The following is a 21450-nucleotide window of genomic DNA, read 5'->3' as shown; positions in this document are numbered from 1 at the left end:
CTCGCGCGCTTCTCCCCTGGGGGCGCGCAAGTCTGTGGAGGGCCGCGGCAGCCGCGCGGCCGGAGAGGGAGGGGGACGCGTCACAGCAGGGTGACGGTGGCCCCCGCGGTCCTGCCGCGCGTGTCCAGCACCGGGCACCCGGCCCGTGCCAGTCGCGCCGGCTCGTAACAGGAGTGGTCCTGCAGCAGGAGTACGAGGTCGGCCTCGGCCAGCCCGTCGGCCAGCTCCTCGCACCGCGGCAACGGAAGTCCGTCGCAGACGAATTCGGGAACGTACGGATCGTGATACGAGACGAGTGCGCCGCGGTCCCGCAACTGACGGGCCACCGCGAATGCGGGGGATTCCCGCGTATCGGCGATGTCCGGTTTATAGGCGACGCCCAGCAGCAAAACCCGGGCGCCTCGCATCGGTTTTCCTTCACCGGCCAGCAGATCGGCGGCCCGCTGCACGACATGGCGCGGCATCCGGCCCAGAACGTCCCGGGCGGCCGACAGCATACGGAAGGAGAAACCCTCGGTCTCTGCTTTCACCGCCAGATAGCGGGGATCGACGGGAATGCAGTGCCCGCCGATTCCGGCCCCGGGACTGAAGGCGGTGAAACCGAACGGTTTGGTGGACGCGCAGTGCAGTACGTCCCAGATGTCTATCCCCATCTTGTCGCAGAACAATGCGACTTCGTCCACCAGGGCGATGTTGATGTAACGGTAGGTGTTCTCCAGGAGTTTCGCCATTTCGGCCTCCCGGGTGCCCCGGGCCACCACCACCGTCTCCACCAGTCTGCTGTAGAACGCCACGGCGTGTTTCGCGCACAGCGGGGTGCAGCCGCTCACCACCCGGGGGGTGTTGTGCAGGGTGTAGGACCGGTTTCCGGGGTCGATCCGCTCCGGAGAATAGGCCAGGTGGAAGTCCTCCCCGACCACCAGCCCGCTGCCCTCCTCCAGCAGTGGGCGCACCATCTCCTCCGTGGTGCCCGGGTGGCTGGTGGACTCCACCACCACGAGCGTCCCGGTCCGCAACTGGGAGGCCACCGTGCGGACGGCCTCGCGCAAGGACCCCAGGTCCGGGTCGCCGTCCGGGGTCAGCCCGGTGGGGACGCAGATGACGATCGTGCTGCTGCGCCCCAGGACCGAGGGGTCCGTGGTGGCGCGGAACCCGGCCGCCCGCATGGCGGCCACATCGGCGTCGCTCACATCGTCCACGTGCGAGCGGCCGGCCATCAGATCGGCCACCACCTGTGCGGAGATGTCGTAGCCGACGGCCGACATCCCCACCGCGCCGGCCTGCTGGGCCAGGGGTAACCCGATGTATCCCAGGCCGACGACGGCCAGGTCGTATGTCATGCGGACCTCTCTGCCCGTTCTCCCAGTGCGGCCGGCGGTAATGTGCCGGATTCTCACGCTGCCGGACGGATCAGGCGGAGAAGCTGCCGCTGCCGGGAGCGACGTGCGAGCCGTACCCCGGCTGCACCGTCAGCCCGGGGGTCAGGCAGAAGGGGTCGCCGTAAATCTTCACGGCTTGTCCGTGCGGTTGGTCAGCACATGCGCGGCGGCCGGGAGTTTGTGGCACCCCTCGGGATTCTCGTACTGGGTGAGCGGCTGCAACTCCGTCTGGAAGACGACGACATCACCGGTCGCCGCACTTGCTGTTCCGCCGCTCATCATCATGCCGGCCAGAACGGCCCCCGAGACGGCGAGTGCGGGACGGAGCATGTGCATGTGTGAGCCCTTTCTTCCGAGGAATCTCGTGGACCCCCACAGCATCTCCCGCGACGGGCCGGTTGAGTGTATTGAATGATGGTATTCCGCCTATTGGGTGACGGAGGGCGGCAAGCGTGCGAGTGATGATCGCGTACGGGCGGCACAGCACCCGTTCCCGCAGGTCCCGGGCCGGGCCCTCACCATGAAGGGGCCCGGGGGCCGCGTGCCATAATGCCGGGCATGGAGATGCGGCCGTACGTGGAGGAACTCTGCGAGGAGTTCGTCGCAGCCGCCGCAGGGGGTGGCGACGAGGCGCGCGCACTCGCGGAGCGGCTCGTCGGACCGCTCGAATCGGCCGCCCGCCTCACCCTGCTCAAGGTGCTCTCCGCCGCCGCCGACGAGATCACCCGCGACCTGGCCCCCGGCTCGGTGGACGTGCGGCTGCGCGGCCTCGACCCCGGCTTCGTGGTGACCCCGCCCCCGGCCGCCGAACCTTTCCAGGACGAGCCCGCCGCGGACCGCCCCCTCGCCCCCGAGCCCGCCCTCCCCCTCGACGCCACGGGTACGGAAGCGGGCGGTGCCACGGCACGGATCAACTTCCGTCCGCCGGAACAGCTCAAGGCCCAGATCGACGAGGCCGCGGGCAAGCAGGGACTCTCGGTGAACGCCTGGCTCGTACGCGCCTGCCAGGCCGTGCTCGCCTCCGAGTCCCGCCGCGGCGAGCAGAGTACTCCCCAGGGCGGCCGACGCTTCACCGGCTGGGTCCGCTGACCCGCGCAACCGCAGCTTCGGGTCCGGCCGGCTGAGCTAGACGCGTTCGGGTGCGGCTCAGCGCCCCCGTGAGGTCCGGATCGGCGACCGTGCCGTGTGCTCCGGCGCGGACGAGCAGCACCGCGCCGAGCGCGGTGCTCCAGAACGTCCCGGCCTCCACGCCGAGCGGACGGCGGGCCCCCGGCCGGCGACGAGTCGGCCCACGAAGCGCTCGGACTGCCGGAACACCAACCGGAGGTGCCGGCCGGCCAGGGGGGCGAGTTCGGGCTCGGAGATCCCGGCCGCGGGTGAGCGCGCCACCGCGGGGAGTCAGGACGAGGACAGTGAACGTCTCACTCGTCACCACCGGAGCGGGGCGCCACGCGCCCCGCTCGTCCCCGTCCGCACCGTGACGCGGCGGCCGGGAAGCCGGCCGCGGGCCGGGCTCAGGCGCCCGCGGGGTCGGCGGCGTCCGGTGCCTGCTCCTGCTCGCGGGCCGTCGCCATCGCGGTGACCCGCTTGCGGACGGCGTACCAGCCGCCCCACAGGGCGAGGGCGATCAGCGGCATACAGGCCACCGACCAGGTGCCGATGTCGCCGTCGCAGGCCATCAGGACGACGACCAGGAGGAGGAAGGCGAGCGTCAGATACGAGGTGAAGGGGGCGCCGGGGAGATGGAAGCCGCCGTCCTCGGCGCGGCCCTGGCGGACCCGGCGGCGCAGCGCCAGCTGGCACAGGATGATCATGGCCCAGGTGCCGATCATGGTGATCGCGGAGAAGTTCAGCACGATCGAGAAGGCGCGCTCGGGAACGATGTAGTTCAGCACGATGCCGAGCAGGTAGAACGACGCCGTGAGCAGGATGCCGCCGAAGGGGACGTGGCGGCGGTTCATCTTGGTCGTGAAGTGCGGTGCGGAGCCGGCCAGGCCCATCGAACGCAGGGTCCGGCCGGTGGAGTAGAGGCCGGAGTTGCAGCTGGAGAGCGCCGCCGTCAGCACCACGAAGTTCATGATCTGGTCGGCGCCGGGGACGCCGATGTGGCTCATCAGCGTCACGAACGGCGACTCCCGGCCGCTGTAGGCGGTCCACGGCAGCAGCAGGACGAGCAGCAGCACGGAGCCCACGTAGAAGACGACGATGCGCCAGGAGACCGAGTTGATGGCCTTGGGGATGACCTTCCGGGGGTTCTCCGTCTCGCCCGCCGTGATGCCGACCATCTCGATGGCGGCGTAGGAGAACACCACACCCTGGACGATGATCAACGCCGCGAGGAAGCCGTGCGGCAGCATCCCGCCGTGATCGGTGATCATCTGCGGACCGCCCGCCTCGCCGTTCTGGACGGGGTGGCGGCTGGCCAGCAGCCAGCAGCCGACGGCGAGGAACGCGATGATCGCCGCGACCTTGATCAGCGCGAACCAGAACTCGAACTCGCCGAACCACCGCACCGAGATCAGATTGGCGCCCAGTACCACCAGCAGCGCGAACAGCGCCAGCGTCCACTGGGGGATGGCCCGCAGCGCACTCCAGTAGTGCAGATAGACGGCGACCGCGGTGATCTCCGCGATGCCGCTGCATATCCAGTGCAGGAAGTAGACCCAGCCCGCCACGAAAGCGGCCTTCTCGCCGCCCAGCAGCTCCCGCGAGTAGGAGACGAAGGAGCCCGAGGTCGGGCGGTGCATCACCAGCTCGCCCATGGCCCGCGCGATGAAGAACGCGAACAGGCCGGTGACCGCGAAGACGATCACCAGCGAGGGGCCTGCGGAGTGCAGCCGTTCACCCGCGCCGAGGAACAGCCCGGTGCCGATCGCGCCGCCCACGGCGATCATCTGGACCTGGCGGTTGCGCAGGCCCGACGCGTAGCCGTCCTCGCGCACCAGTGCGCCGGGTGTGGGAGCGCGGCCCTCGGGGGACTGTGTGGTCACCCCGCCTCCGCGGGTGTCGGCAGCGTTCGCCATGCGTCTGGGTCTCCGTGGATCGGGGCACACCGGAGTCCTGGCACGCCACAGGGGCGCACCAGTGTGTGCCTGATGGACAGGGCAGGGTGCCGGGCACGGCGAACCGTGACCGGCCGTCCTGAGACGCTCAGGACGGCTGACCGGCCCCGAACGGCTCGGAGCCGGGGCGACCCGGCGGCGGACCCGGGCGGACCCGGGAGCCGGACACCCGACAGGTCAGGACGCGGCGGAGGAGACCGGGCGGCCCGGCCCGCCGGCCGCACCGGCCGTGCCGGTCAGGGCACCGCGCTGTGCGGCGCCGCTGTCCGCCAGCAGCTCCTCCATCCGCTGCGCCGGCCGCACCAGCGAGAAGCGGACGCGGCCGGCAGCGTCCCGTCCGAAACCGTGCACGGCCGGACGGGGCAGGCTGTTGTACTGGAACGGCGTGGAGAAGTAGTAGGCGCCTGTGTCCCACAGTGCCACCACGTCTCCCGGCTCCAGTTCGGGCAGTGCCCTCTCGCGCGCCACCAGGTCCCCGGCGAAGCAACACGGCCCCGCTACATCCTGCACCACTTCCGGCGTCCGCTTGGGCGCGCCCTCCGCGTCGAAGGCGCCGACCCGCAGCGGCCACGCCTCGGGCGCGAACGCGGTACGGGTGGCCACATGGGCACCGGCGTGGGTGACGGCGATCCGGCGACCGCCCGCGCTCTTGGTGTACTCCACCAGAGCGGCGACGAAGCCCTGCTTGGCGAGCAGGGACCTGCCGAACTCGGTGACGATCGTATAGCGCCCGTCGAAGAGTCCCGGCACCGACCGTCGCAGCAGGTCGGCGTAGGCGGCGAACGACGGCTCGGTCTCGTCGCCGGCGAAGTTCACCGGCAGGCCGCCGCCGATGTCGATGGTGTCGATCTGCTGCCGCCCGGCCCGCTGGTTGATCCGCTCGGCCAGCTCGTGGACGACCCGTACCGACTCGGCCATCAGCTCCAGCGGCACGCCCTGCGAGCCCGTGTGGGTGTGCAGCCGCGTCAGCCAGGGCCGGGCCGCGAAACTGTCGGTGATCCACTCCTCGGCGCCCTCGTCGCGCAGCGCCACCCCGAACTTCGAGGTCGCTGTCGCGGTGCTCATCGCGCCGATGGAACCGGTGCCCACCTGCGGATTGATCCGCATGCCCACGGGCGCCCCGGCGTCCTGCCCGGCCGAGCGCCGCTCGGCGACCAGCGCGTCGAGCCGCGCCAGCTCCTGCGGATTGTCCGCGTTGACGGCGATCCCGCTCGCCAGCGCGTCCCGCAGCTCGGCGACCGTCTTGGCGGGGGAGTCGAAGACGATCCGGTCGGCCGCCACGCCCGCCGCCCTGGCCAGCTCCAGCTCGCCCGGGCTGGCCACCTCGCAGCCGACGCCCTCGGCGTCCAGCAGCTCCAGCACGGGCACCAGCGACGCCGCCTTCACGGCGAAGGTGTGCAGCACGGGCGCCGGGCCCGCGAAGGCGTCCCGGAGCTCCCGGGCGGCCTGCCGGATGCCCTCGACGTCCAGCAGGGCCACGAGCGGCGCCTCGGGGCCGAGCAGCCCCTCACGGACCGCTGCGGCGATCGCTTCCCGTCTCCGTGCCACAGCGTCCAGTGCCATCCGCGGACTCCCTTCCCGTGCGGTGCCGTCACCTGCGCGCACCCCGTGCAGATCCCGTCCACTCTGCGTCGTGGTGGCGGTCCGTGTCTGCGGCCGGCGGTCCGAAGTCGCGGCCTGTGCGGTGTGCGCGCCCACAACACCGTGCGGGCCGGCCGCCCGGTGTTGTCGTCCCGCACCATGGCGGGCGGCATCCCGTGGTGCGGACGCACAACGTCCTCGCCGCGCTCGTTCCTGTCGGCCACCGACGGTGTGCGGAGCCGTTCAGAAAGGCTCCGCGGGACGGGAGGGGCCGCCGCCCGGCGCCGGGTACAGGCCCGCCGCGCGCAGCCCCAGCTCCGCCAGCAGCCGTACATCGGGGTCGTCCAGGTCCAGCCCGAAACGGGTGCGCAGCCGGCGCAGCCGGTAGCGGAGCGTGTTGGGGTGGACGCCGAGTTGCCGCGCGGTGCTCGCCACGTCGCCGAACCGGCTCAGATAGGCCGCGAGGGTGGGCGCCAGATCACTGCGGTGCTCCGCGTCGTGCGCCAGCAGATCACGCACCGGGCCGTCCACCCGGGGTGTCAGCCCGGCCACCGCCCGCACGACCCGCAGCGCGTCCAGGGCCTCCCGCACGTCGTTCTCGCCGGCGACCTCCAGCGCCGGGACGGTCCCCGGCCCGCCCTTGGGCGGAGGCCCTGCGGGGTGGCCGTCCGGCGGAGGAGCGGCCGTACGGCCCTCCGGCGCGGCACGCGTCCGGCGATCCCGCAGCACCTGGAGGACCAGATGCGCGACCTCGCGGGACTCGCCCGCCCGTGTCAGCCCGGGCCGTGCCGCGCCGATCGCCACCAGCGGACCGACCCCCGCCTCCCGTACGGCGGCGGCCAGCTGGAGGGCGAGCCGCCGCGCCTGCGGGGCCGTGCCCTCCGTCCCGCTCTCCCCGGCCCCCTCGGCCACCGCGGAGCCCGTAGCGTCCGCCGGCGGACGGGGGCCGTGGGACCGCTCCTCGCGTCCGTCGGGCAGCGGCAGCAGCACGTCCAGCCGGTCGTCGGTACGCAGCGCGAAACCGGGCGGCTGGTGGGCGCTCACCTGGAGGGAGGCCAGCCGCAGTGCCCGGTCGTGCGCCGTGCCCTCCCCGTGGACGGCGTCGGTGGTGACGGCCAGGACGACACAGGGGGTGCCCAGGGCGAGACCGAGCGTCGCGGCGGCCGACCGCGCGTCACCGGCGCCCTCCAGCAGGGCCCGCACCGCCTGCCGCCGCCGGGTGGCACCGGTCTGGTGCCGCAGCCGGTGGTGCAGCAGATGCGGGGCGGCGGTACGGGCCGCCTCGCGCAGCGCCTGCCGGGCATCCGGCGGCAGGGGACGGCCGTCGGCAGCCGCCCAGATGGAGCCCAGCACCTCCTCACCGGCCCGCACCGCGATGGCCAGCCGCTCGGAGAAGCGTTCCTCCGCGGGCCGGTGCACCACGTCGTCGCTGGCCCACAGGGTGCGCAGGAAGCCGCTGGCCGCCAGCTCGTCCAGCCGCCAGCGGGGTACCTGCCCGCCCAGGATGGTGAGCCGGCGCAGCGGGTCGGCGCCGTTCTCTGTGGGGGAGTAGGCCAGCACCCGGGAGTCGGGGTCCTCGATCGTGACCGCCCCGCCCACCAGCTCGGCGAGGGCACGGGCGAGCGCCGGCAGGTCGCCCAGCGGCACATCGGTGGCCGCCTCCGGACCCGCGGGCCCGCCCCGGTGCGCCAGAGCGGCCCGCAGCATGCCGATCAGTTCCGTCCACTCGATCCACGGCGCCCTGGTGAGCAGTGCGGTGCCTGTCTCCTCGGCGAGCTCCAGCAGCCGCCGGCCCGGTCCGCCCGCGCCCCGCCGGGTGACGACGGCCACCGCGCCGGCCCTGGCGGCGGACCGCAGCACCATGGGGGCGACGTCCGAGGAGTCGTCCACGCCCGCCGCGACCAGCACCTGCCCCTGTGCGGCGAACGTCTCACCGGAGTCGAAAACGCCCACCCCGCGCACCGGAACGTCCCTGCCGCGCGGGGCGCACACCAGCTCCAGCGCCTCGCCGGCACCGGCCGCCAGCAGACTGCCCAGCGTCGGCACCCGGGCTTGCCGCTCCTCCGGCCCCTCCGGCGCCGGCCCCGGTCCGGGTGCGGTGGACTGCGGCTCGGATGCGGGGATGCTGCTGGCCATGCACCAAGTGTCGCCCATCGCGGGCGCACCGAGCGGGGCGCAGGGCTGCCGCAGGGGAGCGGTGCGGGTGCCGCAGGGTGCCGCATGGGTGCGGCGTTTTTGCGGCGGTTTTGCGGCATGGGTGCCGCATCTGTGCCACATCCGTGCTGCAGGGGCTTCTTGTGTGCTGGGTGGGTGCCGTGTTTGTGCCGGGCGGGGGCTTTTTGTGTGCTGCGTAGGTGCCGTGTTTTCGCCGCGTGGGTGCTGTTTCTGCGGTGGATGGGTGCCGCGTTTGTGCCGCGGGGAGGCCGCTTCCGTGCCGCATCGGTGCCTCGTTCGTGCCGCATGACGGCCGCTCCTGCGTCGTGTGGGTGCCGCGTTGGGCCGGGGTGCCGCGACCGTGCGGCATCTGCGCTGCACCTGTGCGGCATCTGTGCCGCACGTGCGCTGCATTTGTGCGGCACTGCGCCTTCTCCGGGCCGTGCGGCGGGCGGGGCGGGACGGGCCGGAACTGAATTGCGCACCATCACCGGGCGGGGTGCCCCTGCGGGCGTCTCGGGCCCGTGCTCGGCGCATAGGTAGGCACTCGGTGCAGGGGGCGTCGCTCGGCGGGCGGAGGCGCCGGAGCGACGGCCGGGGCCCATGGTGTGCTGTTCCGTGCGGTGCGGCTGTCGCCGGGGGCGCCCGGCGGGCCGTCCGCCGCCGTGCGGTCTCTCACATGTCCCCGTCGCCCCACTGGTCGAGCAGGCTCTCCTCGTCCTCCTCCTGCGGGGTGCCGCCGCCATGGAGGCTCTGTTCGGTCCACATGACCTTGCCGTGCGGGGTGTAGCGGGTGCCCCAGCGTTCGGCGAGCTGCGCCACCAGGAACAGGCCCCGCCCGCCCTCCTCGGTGGCGGCGGCCCGGCGCAGATGCGGCGAGGTGCTGTTGCCGTCGGAGACCTCGCAGGTGAGGGAACGTTCGTACAGCAGGCGGGCGCGGATGGGTTCGCTGCCGTAGCGGATGGCGTTGGTGACCAGTTCGCTGAGGATCAGCTCGGTGGTGAAGGCGACCTCCTCCAGCCCCCACTCGGTCAGTTTGCCGGTCACCTGGGCGCGCAGCGGGGCCACCGCACCGGAGTCCGCGGGGACGTCCCACTGGGCGACCCGGTCCGCCGGGAGCACCCGGGTGCGGGCCACCAGCAGCGCCACGTCGTCGCTCGGGTCGGCGGGCAGCAGCGCGTCCAGCACCGCGCCGCAGGTCTCCTCGGGGGGCCGCCCGGGGTGGTCGGCCAGCGCGTCGTGCAACTGGGCGAGCCCGTCGTCGATGTCGCGGTCGCGGTCCTCGACCAGCCCGTCGGTGTACAGCACCAGGCTGCTGCCCTCCGCCAGCTGCAGCTCCGCGGTCTCGAAGGGGGCGCCGCCGAGCCCCAGTGGGAGCCCCACGGGGACCTCGGGGAAGTCGACGGTGCCGTCCGGGTTGACGACCGCGGGCCCCAGGTGGCCGGCCCGGGCCACGGTGCAGCGGCCCGAGGCGGAGTCGTAGATCGCGTACAGGCAGGTGGCGCCGGTGACGGCCTCACCGTTGCCGGCGGCCGTCTGGTCCTGGTCGATCCTGTCGACCAGTTCGTCCAGGTGGGCCAGCAGGTCCTCGGGGGCCAGGTCGAGGGAGGAGAAATTGAGCACTGCTGTGCGCAGGCGCCCCATGGTGGCCGCGGCGTGCAGCCCGTGGCCCACCACGTCCCCCACCACCAGGGCCACCCGTGCGCCGGGCAGCGGGATGACGTCGAACCAGTCACCGCCGACCCCGGCCCGGGTGGGCAGATAGCGGGAGGCCACCTCCAGCGCGTCCTGCTCGGGCAGCCCGCGCGGCAGCAGACTGCGCTGCAGGGTGACCGCCATGGCGTTCTCCCTGGTGTAGCGGCGGGCGTTGTCGACGCTGACGGCTGCCCTGGCGGCCAGTTCCTCGGCGAAGACCAGATCGTCCTCCGCGTAGGGTTCGCTCTCCTCGGTGCGCCAGAAATCGACGGACCCCAGGACGACTCCGCGGGCGCGCAGGGGCACGCTGATCAGGGAGCGGATGCCGTAGTCGAGGGTCGCCCGGCCGCGCTCGGGGTTCTCCGCGAGCCAGTCGTGCGCCTGCCGCAGGTCCGGCACCAGTACGGGGTGGCCGGTCTCCCGTGCCGCCTCGTCGGGGGAGGTGGCGACCGTCCGGATGACGGTGTCCACCGGGTACAGCGGCGGCTCCTCGCGGATGCCGCTCATGGCCACCCGGCGCATGTCGGTGCGCGCTCCGGAGGGTTCCTCGCCGCGGGGCACCGGGTCCAGCAGTTCCACGGTGGCGAAATCGGCGAACCCGGGGACGACGACCTCGGCCAGTTCCTCGGCCGTACGGACCACGTCCAGTGTCGTACCGACCCGCACCCCCGCCTCGTACAGCAGCCGCAGCCGCTCGCGGCTCACCGCGGCGCGGCCCTCGAGCGCGCGCAGGTCGGTGGTGTCCCGCAGTGTGGCGACCCGTCCGGGCGGGCCCTCCTCGCCGCGGGTGGCGCGGACGTTGACGGCCAGCAGCCGGCCGCCCGCCAGGTGGACCTCGTCGGAGGCGGTGCGGCCGGACGTCAGCAGCTCGGCCATGCCCGCGTCCAGGCCGAGCCGTCCGACCTGCTCGCCCTCCGCCTCGGGGGGCAGCTCCAGCAGCCGCCGGGCCTCGCTGTTGGCCAGCACCAGGCGGCCCTCGGCGTCCAGGATGAGCACCCCTTCGCGGACGGAGTGCAGCACCGCGTCGTGGTGCTCGTACATCCGGGTCATCTGGACGGGGCCGAGCCCGTGCGTCTGGCGGCGGAGCCGTCTGCTGACCAGCGCGGAACTGACGGAGGCCAGGACGAGGGCGCCGGCGGCGGACATGAGCAGTACGGGCAACTGGTCCTTGACGCCCTGGTTCACCCGGGAGACGGTCACCCCCGCGGACACCAGCCCGGCGAGGGAGCCGTCCGGCCGGGTGACGGGCACGGCCGTGTTGACGGTGTCGCCGCCGGTGACCGCGTCGATGGTGTGGGTGGTGGGGCGGCCCTCCCGGGCCCGTTCCACGATGAACTTGAAGGGCTTCACGACGGTCTGGCCGATCATCCGCCGTTTCGGCGCGGTGATCCGCTTCCCCTCCGGTGTCCACACCACGACATAGCTGACGTCGGCGGCCTTGCGGACCGCCTGGGCGCGCGGCTGGAGCGCCGCGGTGGGGTCGCGGCTGTCCAGCGCGTCGAGGACGCCAGGGGCCCGGGCGAAGGTCTGGGCGACCGCCAGGGACTTGTTGCGCGCCTGCTGCTCGCTGTCCCACCTGGCGTGCAGCACGAAGGCGACCACCACCGCGACGGTCAGCAGCACGATGACCGCCACCTGGAGGATGAACACCTCCCCGGCGACGCTCCGGGCTCCGAACGGGAAGCGGGAGGGCTCGCGCAGAGGGGCGGTCCGCTCCGCGGTGCCGGACGCTCCGGAGGGTGCCGCGGGGGAGCCCTCGGACTGCTCGGAGCCGGAGCCGGAGGCCCCGGGGCCCGACGGCCCGGAGGAGTGCTGATCGGCGGGCTGCTCGGAAGCGGGCTGCTCAGCAGGGGGCTCGTCGGTGGTCTGGTCGGAGGAGGGCCCGGACGGGGAGCGTGCGGGGGAGCGCTGTTCGGAGGAGGAGGGGCCGGAGGACTGCGCGGAGGCGGGCGGCACCCGGCGGGGGTGCTCGCGCCGAGCCGATCGGCGCCGGAAAAGTCCGCGCATGCCCCTTTTCTAGCAGTTTCCTGCTGTCCGGGCCCCTGAAGACCGGGAGAAGGGGTCTTGTCAAGAATCCAGGATTCTGTTTACTGTTTCTTCGTGAACGGTTACGACGAGCGGTTCCTGACCCGCAACGGCCTGGCGGCCCGCCAGCTCGCGCTCCTTCTGCTGGAGTACGAGCCGGAGACGCGGCTGCCCCGCGTGCGGGACTTCGCCGAGGAGCTGGGCTGCGGAAACGGCACCGTCCAGGCCGCGCTGCGCCTGCTGGAGGAGGCCGGCGCCATCGAGACCGCCGCCCGCGGTCATCTGGGCACCTTCCTCGTCAAATCCGACCGAGCCGTGCTGTGGCGGCTCTCCGGCCTCGGCACGCTGCTCGCCGCCATGCCCCTGCCTTACTCCCGTCGCTACGAGGGCCTGGCCACCGGGCTGCGCACCGCGTTCGAGGAGGCCGGCACCCCCTTCGCCATCACCTTCATGCGGGGCGCCGGAAGCCGGGTCACCGCCCTTCTGGAGGGCAAGGCCGATCTGGTGGTCCTCTCCCGCTACGCCGCCGACCGGCTGATCGAGGAGCACCCCGAGGAGCTGGCCCTGGTGGTGGACCTGGGCCCGGCCACCTATGTCGGAGCCCACGGTGTGCTGGTGGCCGAGGGCGGCTCGCTGGAGGAGCCCGGCCTGCGCGTCGCCGTGGACCACGCCTCGGAGGACCAGCGGATGCTCGCCGAGCTGACCTTCGGCGGACGCGACGACGTCGAGTGGATCGAGTGCTCCTACATGCAGCTGCCCGATCTCCTCGTCCACCGCGAGGCCGACGCCACCGTCTGGAGCCTCGACGAGGTGCAGGGCCGGATCGGGCACGGCGTGGACGTGCTGCCCCTCGGCGACGAGATAACGCGTGACTTGGCCCTGCGCAACTCCAGCGCGGCGGTCGTCGGCCGGGCCGAGAGCGCCGCCGCGCTGCACGCCATAAAGGACGCCATCGACCCCGGACGGGTCACTGCCCTCCAGTCCGAGGTCATACGGGGAGACCGTATGCCCTCCTACTGACCCGCCCCGCCGGCCCCGGTCGGTCCGCCCCTCGCGGACCGCCGGAAGCCGACGGAGCGTCACAAAGCAGCCGCCAGGGGCGCCGGACCTCCCGGGCCCCGGCGGAAGACCCGCCGGGGCGTGGGCCCCGGACGGGCGGCCTCAGCCGTGCACGGCCCCTGCCGCGCAGGGCCGCAGTCCGGCAAGAGAATCCAGAATCCCGAGTTCTGGGCGAAAGTTGAAGGAGAATGCCGTGGACGACCAGCTCGCGCTCCGCATCCAGCTCTTCCGCGAGGGTGGCCAGGTCCGGCCCGAGGTGGCCGACTTCGTGGAGGCCGAGCTGGCCGCGCTCGCCGACGAGGGCGCAACCGTCACCGAGGAGACGGCCGGCATGCTGACGAGCCATCTGATGATGGCCCTCACCCGGCTGCTCGACGGCGAGCCCATCGAGAAGTTCCTGACCGACGATCAGGTCGCGGCCGAACTCGCCGACCACCCCGCCGCCGTCGAACGGGCCCGCCGCGTCGCCGCACGCGCCGAGGCCGAACTCGGTGCCGCACTGCCCGAATCCGAGATCAACTTCCTGGCCATGCACCTGGCCGTCCTCGCCCAGCGCGTCAACGGCTGACCCCGCACCGGCCGCGGGCCCCGCCCGCCGGCCGCACCCCCTGCGGCCCACCGCCGCACCCGACGACCACCCGGCCGGGTCACCCCGCCCGGCCGCACACGACAGATGAGAGGCACCCCACCATGACGAAGATCCTCGCCGGCGGAGTCGGCAAGAACGAGGTCGCCAACGCCGTCAAGGCCCTCGGGCTGGACGGCATCGACGTCGCCGTCTCCAGCGACATGGACGCCGCGATGAAGCTGCGCTCCGGCCAGGCCGACTACTACTTCGGCACCTGCCACACCGGCGCCGGCGCCTCCCTCGGTGTCCTCGTCGGACTCATGGGCCAGTCCGCCTGCCACACCTTCGGCCGCTCCGTCCCCACCGAGGACGAGGCCGCCGCCCTCCTCGCCGAAGGCAAGAAGGTCTTCGGCTTCTCCATGGACCAGATCGACTCCGTCGTCCCCCTCCTCGTCCGCGCCGTCGCCGCGCGCGCCTGACGGGGTTCGGAACGGACATCCCGGGCGTGAAGGAGCGACCCCGTGAGTGACCTCGCAAGCGCAGTGAGCGCCTCCGGCACCCAACTTGCCGCAGGGACGGGCCTCGACCTGTCCTGGCCGCAGCAGGTGACCGTCATCGTCCTGTGTGCGGTGACCGCGTTCATCTCGCACAAGGCCCTGGCCGTCTTCAACGACGGCGTGCGCCCGTTCATGCTGGACTTCATCCAGGGCCGGACGACCCGCTCGGCCACCACGGCGGTCTCCTTCGGGCTCTCCGCCGGCTTCATCTTCGGACTCGGCGCCCCCATGGCGCTCTCCTCCGGAGTCCTCAACCCGTGGCTGGTCTTCCTGCCCACGGACATCCTGGGCCTGCTGTCGCCCAAGAAGTGGCTGGCGCCGCTGCTGGGCGCCGCCTGGGGCGCCGTCGTCGTCTACGGCCTCAACGGCGCCAACGAGGTCGCGCACGACCTGCCCGTGGACTTCCTGACCGCCATGCAGCAGATGTCCACACCGATCCTCTTCCTCTTCACGCTCTTCCCGGTGCTGGCCATCACCAAGCAGTTCGGGCGCAAGTGGGGAGCGGTGGCAGGCGTCGTCGAACTCGTCCTCGTAGTGGCGACGATGAAGCTGTGGCCCAACATGTTCGCCGGCGCGCTGGCCATGGCCGTGGGCGTCCTGCTGCTCATCGGCCTCGCCGTCCGGAAGGACCTCGCCCAGCGCAAGGCGGACCGCGCCGAGGCAGCCGCCCGGGGCGAGAGCGCCGCCTCCACCCAGGACGAGGCGCCCGAGGACGATCCGATGGCCTCGCTGTTCAGCGCCAGCGCCGCCCGTCTGCGCCGCCATCTGCCGCTGTTCATGCTGCTGGGCGCCGGAGTCTGTCTGCTGGCGCAGATGCACATATTCGGCGGCGGTGAGGCCACCAGCTTCCTGATCGCCAAGGGGCACATCTCGGAGGCGGCCCAGGTCGACTTCTACCGCGTCTTCGGCTTCATCCCGCTGATCGCGACGACCGCCCTGGCGTCCGGCGCCTACGGCATCGCCGGGTTCACCCTCGTGTACCCCATCGGCTACCTGATGCCGAACCCGGTCCTGGCCGTGATAGTCGGCGCCGCCGTCTTCGCCGTGGAGGTCCTGGCCCTCTCCTACATCGGCAAGGTCCTCGGCAAGCTGCCCAGCGTCCGCGACTCCTCCGAGCACCTGCGCAACGCCATCACCGACAGCCTCCACCTGGCCATCCTGTTCGGCTCGCTGATGGCGGCCAACGCGATGGGCGCCGGGCTCGGCATCCTCATCGTGGGCGGGCTCTACCTGCTCAACGAGGCGATGGGCCGCCCCGTCGTCCGGATGGCAGCCGCACCCGCCGCGGTGATCGTCGGTGGCGTCCTGCTCAACATCCTCTACTGGCTCGACCTGTTCACCCCCGTCAAGGGCTGAGGCCGCGCCGCCCTCCCGGAAGGCCCGCACCATGAGCACCACCCCGCACCCCACCGAGCGGCTGCTGCAGACCGTCACCGGCCCGCTGCCCGCCCGCTCGGTGCCCGGCCCCGCCCTCGCCCACGAACACCTGGTCCTCGACCTGGACCGCAAGGGCGACGGGGCGGCGGTCCTCGACGCACAGCGGCACGGCCCGGCCGTCACCCGGGAACTGGCCGCGCTGCGCGAGGAATTCGGCCTCGGCCTGGTCATCGAACTGACCTGCCGGGGGATGGGACGGGACCCGGACACGCTCGCGCGGATCGCACGGGAGAGCGGCGTCGCCGTCGTCGCCGCCACCGGGTGGTACTACGAGCCGTTCCACCCGGCGGCGGACCTGGACGGGGCCGGCGTCGAGCAGCTCACCGACACCCTCGTCCAGGAGATCGACGCGGGCCTGGACGGCACCGGAATCCGCCCCGGGGTGCTGGGCGAGGTCGGCAGCCACGGCGAGACCCCCACCGAGCCGGAGAGCCGCTCCCTGCGGGCCGCCGCCCGCGCGGCGCTCGCCACCGGACTGTCCGTGGCCACCCACGCGCAGCTGGGCCACGGCGGACTCGCCCAGCTCGATCTGCTCACCGCGGAGGGACTGCCTCCCGAGCGGCTCTGCATCGGACACCAGGACCTCCTCGCGGAACCGGCCGTGCACCGCCGGCTCGCCGAGGCCGGCGCGTACGTGGCCTTCGACACCGTCGGCAAGGAGAGCTACCAGAGCGACGAGGTGCGGCTGCGGCTGCTGCTGGCGCTGCTGGAGGCCGGACATGCCGACCGGGTGCTGCTCAGCTGCGACATCTCCCGCCACGGCTATCTGCTCACCGAGGGCGGACAGGGCTACGGCCACCTGTTCCGCTCCTTCCTCCCCGCCGTCCGGTCGGCGGGCGTGGACGACGACCTGATCGACCTGATGACCCGGCGCAACCCGCTGCGGTTCCTGACCGGAGCCGGCCCGGAGGAGTTCTGAGATGACACCACCCGCCGCATCCACCGCCGCCACCCCAGCACCCCCCGCGCTGCCGGAAACCCACCCCCTGCCCACCGTCCCGGTGGAGGACGCCGCGGCACGGCAGTTCCGGCTGCTGGAGGCCACGGCAGCGCACTTCACCGGGCCTGAACTGTTCACCGCGGATGCCGGAGTGGTGCCCGGCCCCGGACGGCCGCACACGACCGCGCGCGTCGAGGCGGTCCTCGCCGAGTACTTCGGCGCCGAGGGCGCCGCCCTCGTCCAGGGCGCCGGGACCGGAGCCATCCGTGCCGCGCTGAGCGCCGCCGTCGGCCCGGGCGACCCGCTGCTCATCCACCGCGCCCCCGTCTACCGCACCACCGCGGTGACCCTGCGCGGCCTCGGCGTCGAGACGGTCGAGGTCGACTTCAACGACCCCGAAGAACTGCGCGCCGCCCTGGCCACCGGCCGCTTCCGCTGGGCCTACGTGCAGCACACCCGGCAGCGCCTCGCCGACTCCTACGACCCGGGCGAGGTGCTGGCCGCCTGCCGTGCGGCAGGCGTGCGCACGATCGTCGACGACAACTACGCCGTCTTCCGCGTCCCCGCCTGCGGCGTGGAGCTGGGCGCCGACGCCTCCTGCTTCTCGCTGTTCAAACTGCACGGCCCCGAAGGCGTCGGCGTCGTCGTCGGCGCCCGGGACCTGATCGCCCGCGTGCATGAGGACAACTACTCGGGCGGCGGCCAGGTCCAGGGCCACCAGGCGCTCGATGCGCTGCGTGCGCTCACCCACGTACCGGTGATGTGGGCCCTCCAGTCCCGCGTCGGCGCCGAGGCCGCCGAACGCCTGGCCGCCGGCGAGGTACCCGGAGTCGTCGACGTCCGGGTGGCCAACGCCCAGGACCGGTGCCTGCTCGTCCAGCTCGACCGGCCCGTGGCCCGCGAGCTGCCCGCCGTCGCCGCGCGCTTCGGGGCCGCACCGTACCCGGTGGGGTCGAACTCCCGTTACGAGATCGCGCCGCTCTTCTACCGCATGTCCAGCTCCAGCCTGGACGACGCACCCGAGCTGGCCGACTGGGTCGTCCGCATCAACCCCATGCGGGCCGGTGCCGACCTCGTCCTCGACATCCTGCGCCGCTCCCTGGCCGCCCTCGCCGGCCACCCGCACGACACCTCCGAAGCGCCCGCCGCCGATGAAGCGCCCGCCGCCGACGAGGCGCACTCCGACCCCACGAAGGACTGACGTGTTCCTCGACAGCCTGCTCGCCCGCAACCCCGGGCTCGCCGACGCGGCAGCCGACCTGCACCGGCGCGGTGAGATCCCGCCCGACACCTACGTCATCGACCTGGACGCCGTCGCCGGGAACGCCGCCCTCCTGGCGGCCGAGGCCGACCGGCTCGGCCTGTCGCTGTGGTTCGTCGCCAAGCAGTTCGGCCGCAACCCCGAGGTGATCGAGGCGGTTTCCCGCAGCATCCCCCGGTTCGCCGCCATCGACGCCGACGAGGCCCGCATCCTGCACGCGGCCGGCGCCCGCCCCGGCAACCTCGGCCACCTGGTGCAGATCCCGCACCGCTCCCTGCCCGAACTGCTGGCCTGGCGGCCCGAGACGGTCACCGTCTACGACCTGGCCAACGCCCGTGCCGTCTCCGAGGCGGCCCAGCGCCTCGGCTTCGTCCAGGACGTCCTCGTACGCCTCGAAGGGGCACCCGGCGCCGTCTACCCCGGCCAGGAGGGCGGCGTCCCCCTCGCCGTGCTCGACAAGTTCGCGGAGGAGGCCGAGCGGCTGCCCGGCATCCGCCTGGCCGGGGTCACCGCCTTCCCCTGCGTCCTGTGCGAACCCGGGACCGGCGCCCCCGCCGCCACCCCCAACTTCGAACTGGCCCGCCAGGCCCGCGATCTGCTCGCCGCCCGCGGGCACCAGGACCTCAAGCTCAGCGCCCCCAGCGCCACCTCCGTCGCCAGCCTGCCGCTGCTCGCCCGGCTGGGCGCCACCCACGGCGAGCCGGGCCACGCGCTGACCGGCACCACGCCGCTGCACGCCGTCGATCCGGACCAGCCGGAGCGGCCGGCGTACGTATACGTCACCGAGGTCGCCCACACCCTCGCCGACGGCCGGCCGGCGGTCTTCGGCGGTGGCTTCTACGCGCGTTCCCACATCGAGACCGCGCTGCTGCCCCGCACCGGGCTGAGGCTGCCCGTGCAGAGCGCACCCGCCGAGAACATCGACTACTACCGCCTGCTGGAGGCCCCCGAGGCGGGCTCGGACGTCCGCGCCGGCGACACGGCGCTGCTCGCGTTCCGCACCCAGATCTTCGTGACCCGCTCCACGGTCGCGGTGGTCGCCGGCCTCTCCGCCGGGAAGCCCCGGCTGACCGGCCTCTACGACGCGCGGGGGAGGGCACTGTGACCACCAGCGACCCGGCACCCGGCCGCGGCCGGACCGTCATCGTCGTCATCGACGGCTTCGGCATCGGCGCCATGCCCGACGCGGGGGCCCTGCGCCCCGGCGACATCACGGCCGACACCTGCGGCCACGTCCTCGACCACGCCCGCGAGACGTTCGGGCGCCCGCTCCGGCTGCCCGCCCTCGGCGCGCTGGGCCTGGGCCTCGTCCACCCGCACGCCGACCTCGCCCGCAGCACCCGGCTGCCCGTCGCCGCCGGCCGCGCCGCGCTCGGCTACCCCGGCGCCGACACCTTCGCGGGCCACCAGACGATGATGGGCGCGGACTTCAGCCGGGTGACGGTCGCCCGCCTCGCCGAGCACCTGGACGAGGTCACCGCGGCCCTGCGCGCCGCCGGCCACCACGTCGCCCTCCTCGACGGCAGGCCGCTGCTCCTCGTCGACGAGTGCGTGCTGGTGCACGACAACCTGGAGGCCGACCCCGGCATCAACTGGAACACCTCGGCCCGGCTGGACGACGTGGACTTCGACGGCATCCTCGCCGTCGCCCGCACCGTGCGGGCCGTGGCGCCCGTCGCGCGCGTCATCGCAGTGGGCGGCCACGCCGACGGCCCGCTGTCCGGTTTCGTCCGCGACGGCGACGCCGGCACGGTGGGTCTCGACACCCCCGCCAGCGGCTTCTACCGCAACGGCGGCCTCCAGGTGCAGCACCTGGGCGCCCCGCTCGACCACACCCGGCAGCTTCCCGAGGTGGCGGCGCGGGCCGGTATCCCGGTGACACTCGTCGGCAAGGCCGCCGACATCCTCGCCTGCGAAGCCGCGGTACGCCGCCCCGCCGTGCCCACCGCGGATGTGCTCGACCACACCCTGGAGGCCGTCCGCGCCCCCGGCGACGTACTGGTCGTCGCCAACGTGCAGGAGAGCGACCTGGCGGGCCACCAGCAGGACCCCGAACGGTACGCCCGGATACTCGAACAGGTCGACGCCGGCCTCGCCGCGCTGGTCGCCCTGCTGGACCGGCCCGGCGACCGGCTCGTGGTCACCGGCGACCACGGCAACGACCCGACGATCGGCCACGCCTACCACACCCGCGAATACGTACCCGTGCTCGTCCACCGGCCCGGCGCCCGGGGCGTGGAACTGCTGCCGGACGCGGCCAGCCTCGCCGACGTGGGAGCCACGGCAGCCGCGGCGCTCGGCCTCGACCCCGCGGCCCTCGCCAACGGCACCCGGATACCGGAACGCGAAGCGTCCTGACGCCTCGGCCCCTCGCTCGGGGCCCACGATGCTCCGGGAGCACTCGCACGGCGCTCCCGGAGCACCCCGCACGGTGCCGGCGCACACCTCTTCCACAGCGCCGGCCCCGACCGGCCCCGGCTGCCGCAGCCCGGGGCCGCCGGGCCCGTCCCCCACCCGAAGCCCCACCCCCCCCGGGGGGGCCGGGGAGGGGCGGGCCCTTTCCCGGTCGTCAGACACGGCCACCGACCGGCAGCCACCTGCCCACCGGCCACCGGTCGCCAGCCGCCGGTCTTCGGTCGTCCGACCGGCAGGCTCCACACGGCGGCGCGCCCGGCTGGGAGCCACCACACAGCGGCACCCGGTCGGCAGGCTCCGCACAGCGGCACCCGGCCGGCAGGCTCCGTACAGCGGCGCTCGGTTGGGAGCCTCCGCATGGCGGTGTCCGGCTGGGAGCCCCCGCGCGGCGGTGTCCGGCTGGCAGGCTCCGCAGGGCGGTGTCCGGCTGGCAGGCTCCGCACGGCGGGCGCCCGGCTGGGAGCCCCCGCGCGGCGGTGTCCGGCTGGCAGGCTCCGCACGGCGGGCGCCCGGCTGGGAGCCCCCGCACGGCGGTGTCCGGCTGGCAGACTCCGCACGGCGGGCGCCCGGCTGGGAGCCCCCGCACGGCGGTGTCCGGCGGGCAGACTCCGCACGGCGGGCGCCGGCCGGCAGCCCCCGCGCGACGGCGTCCGGCCGGCAAGCTCCGCACAGCGGCGCCCGGCCGGCAGCCCCCACACAGCGGCGGGTCCGGCCGGCAGCCCCCGCGCGGCGGCACAGTGGCCCGGCGGAAGTCGTCACCGTCGCCCGGGATCGGCGGCGGGAACGGCGGCGCGCAGCGCGGAGCCGCGGGTGACGACGGCGACGACGATGACGGGCAGCATGCAGACGGTCTGCATCGCGGCGTACCAGGGCGGGCAGACGCCCGGGATCAGATCGACGCCGATGATCGCGACCGGCATGACGACGGCGAGGGCCCTCAGACGTTCGAGGGCGCGCCGCGAGCCACGGGAAGCGGAGCCGGCCAACCGGAAGACCAGTACGGCGACCAGCGGCAGCAGGACCGCCCGGACCCACATGAAGGTGTTCACCGTATGGCCGCCGCCTGCCGCGAGGGCGACGGTCAGCAGGGCGACGACGCTGAGGACGCCGTAGCTCTGGATGCTTCTCCGCACCGTGCCGAAGGCGCGCCGGGCGCGGGGGTCGTGCAGGGCAGCCGTCTCGGCCTGGGGATCTGTGTGGGTGTCCATGCCGGTTGACGCTACGAAGCGCCGGGCCGCCCGGGTATGCGTCTGGCCGCACGGTGCGGTGGGTCTGGACCCACTCTCCGGCCGACCAGGCAGGACGCGGCTCCCGGCC

General features: G+C 73.6%; 16 protein-coding genes. 9 read left to right on the top strand and 7 right to left on the bottom strand.

The window, feature by feature from the left end:
* Positions 1 to 80 precede the first annotated feature (80 nt).
* Both IO40_RS0103260 and IO40_RS33065 read right to left on the bottom strand, forming a co-directional pair.
* On the bottom strand, positions 81 to 1340 hold the full coding sequence (locus tag IO40_RS0103260; protein ID WP_016470391.1) for a nucleotide sugar dehydrogenase: 1260 nt from the start codon (positions 1338 to 1340) through the stop codon (positions 81 to 83).
* A 168-nt stretch (positions 1341 to 1508) separates the two neighbouring features.
* Complete coding sequence (locus IO40_RS33065; protein WP_234315693.1) at positions 1509 to 1715, bottom strand: hypothetical protein; 207 nt, start codon at positions 1713 to 1715, stop codon at positions 1509 to 1511.
* A 222-nt stretch (positions 1716 to 1937) separates the two neighbouring features.
* Between IO40_RS33065 and IO40_RS0103250 the strand changes: the two genes are divergently transcribed.
* The gene (locus tag IO40_RS0103250; protein WP_030409285.1) at positions 1938 to 2468 is read left to right on the top strand and encodes a hypothetical protein; all 531 of its coding nucleotides are present in this window, start codon (positions 1938 to 1940) and stop codon (positions 2466 to 2468) included.
* 425 nt (positions 2469 to 2893) lie between these two features.
* Here IO40_RS0103250 and IO40_RS0103245 read toward each other — a convergent pair whose 3' ends face one another.
* From IO40_RS0103245 to IO40_RS0103230, 4 genes are all read right to left on the bottom strand, one after another.
* Complete coding sequence (locus IO40_RS0103245) at positions 2894 to 4402, bottom strand: amino acid permease (RefSeq protein WP_031174818.1); 1509 nt, start codon at positions 4400 to 4402, stop codon at positions 2894 to 2896.
* Positions 4403 to 4618: 216 nt separating this feature from the next.
* Positions 4619 to 6004, bottom strand: a complete 1386-nt coding sequence (locus IO40_RS0103240) for a type III PLP-dependent enzyme domain-containing protein (protein ID WP_031174817.1) — start codon at positions 6002 to 6004, stop codon at positions 4619 to 4621.
* 261 nt (positions 6005 to 6265) lie between these two features.
* Positions 6266 to 8158, bottom strand: a complete 1893-nt coding sequence (locus tag IO40_RS39350) for a PucR family transcriptional regulator (protein WP_078659684.1) — start codon at positions 8156 to 8158, stop codon at positions 6266 to 6268.
* Between the two features lie 693 nt (positions 8159 to 8851).
* Positions 8852 to 11878 carry a SpoIIE family protein phosphatase gene (locus IO40_RS0103230; RefSeq protein WP_078565800.1) on the bottom strand — a complete coding sequence of 1009 codons (3027 nt, stop codon included), beginning with the start codon at positions 11876 to 11878 and terminating at the stop codon, positions 8852 to 8854.
* Positions 11879 to 11971: 93 nt separating this feature from the next.
* On the opposite strand from IO40_RS0103230, the gene yhfZ reads away from it, so the two are divergent.
* From yhfZ to IO40_RS0103190, 8 genes are all read left to right on the top strand, one after another.
* Complete coding sequence (yhfZ, locus tag IO40_RS0103225) at positions 11972 to 12916, top strand: GntR family transcriptional regulator YhfZ (RefSeq protein ID WP_030409281.1); 945 nt, start codon at positions 11972 to 11974, stop codon at positions 12914 to 12916.
* 232 nt (positions 12917 to 13148) lie between these two features.
* Positions 13149 to 13523 carry a PRD domain-containing protein gene (locus tag IO40_RS0103220; RefSeq protein WP_016470399.1) on the top strand — a complete coding sequence of 125 codons (375 nt, stop codon included), beginning with the start codon at positions 13149 to 13151 and terminating at the stop codon, positions 13521 to 13523.
* Positions 13524 to 13645: 122 nt separating this feature from the next.
* A complete protein-coding gene (locus IO40_RS0103215; RefSeq protein WP_016470400.1) occupies positions 13646 to 14002 on the top strand; it encodes a DUF2620 domain-containing protein in 357 nt (118 codons plus the stop codon).
* A gap of 42 nt (positions 14003 to 14044) precedes the next feature.
* On the top strand, positions 14045 to 15436 hold the full coding sequence (locus IO40_RS0103210) for a YhfT family protein (RefSeq protein WP_016470401.1): 1392 nt from the start codon (positions 14045 to 14047) through the stop codon (positions 15434 to 15436).
* A 31-nt stretch (positions 15437 to 15467) separates the two neighbouring features.
* Complete coding sequence (locus IO40_RS0103205; RefSeq protein ID WP_016470402.1) at positions 15468 to 16436, top strand: phosphotriesterase family protein; 969 nt, start codon at positions 15468 to 15470, stop codon at positions 16434 to 16436.
* A 1-nt stretch (position 16437) separates the two neighbouring features.
* Positions 16438 to 17658, top strand: coding sequence for an aminotransferase class V-fold PLP-dependent enzyme (locus IO40_RS0103200; RefSeq protein ID WP_016470403.1), 1221 nt, complete (start codon positions 16438 to 16440; stop codon positions 17656 to 17658).
* Position 17659: 1 nt separating this feature from the next.
* Complete coding sequence (locus tag IO40_RS0103195) at positions 17660 to 18823, top strand: YhfX family PLP-dependent enzyme (RefSeq protein WP_016470404.1); 1164 nt, start codon at positions 17660 to 17662, stop codon at positions 18821 to 18823.
* Positions 18820 to 20076, top strand: a complete 1257-nt coding sequence (locus tag IO40_RS0103190) for a phosphopentomutase (RefSeq protein WP_031174815.1) — start codon at positions 18820 to 18822, stop codon at positions 20074 to 20076. Before IO40_RS0103195 ends, IO40_RS0103190 begins: the two co-directional genes overlap by 4 nt.
* Before the next feature lie 812 nt (positions 20077 to 20888).
* Here IO40_RS0103190 and IO40_RS0103185 read toward each other — a convergent pair.
* Complete coding sequence (locus IO40_RS0103185; RefSeq protein ID WP_031174814.1) at positions 20889 to 21341, bottom strand: hypothetical protein; 453 nt, start codon at positions 21339 to 21341, stop codon at positions 20889 to 20891.
* Between the last annotated feature and the right edge of the window lie 109 nt (positions 21342 to 21450).

It is taken from the genome of Streptomyces albus subsp. albus (assembly GCF_000725885.1).
Classification (GTDB): Bacteria; Actinomycetota; Actinomycetes; order Streptomycetales; family Streptomycetaceae; genus Streptomyces; species Streptomyces albus.
The sequence above is the reverse complement of the archived record's forward strand: the minus strand, read 5'-3'. Positions and strand labels throughout refer to the sequence as shown.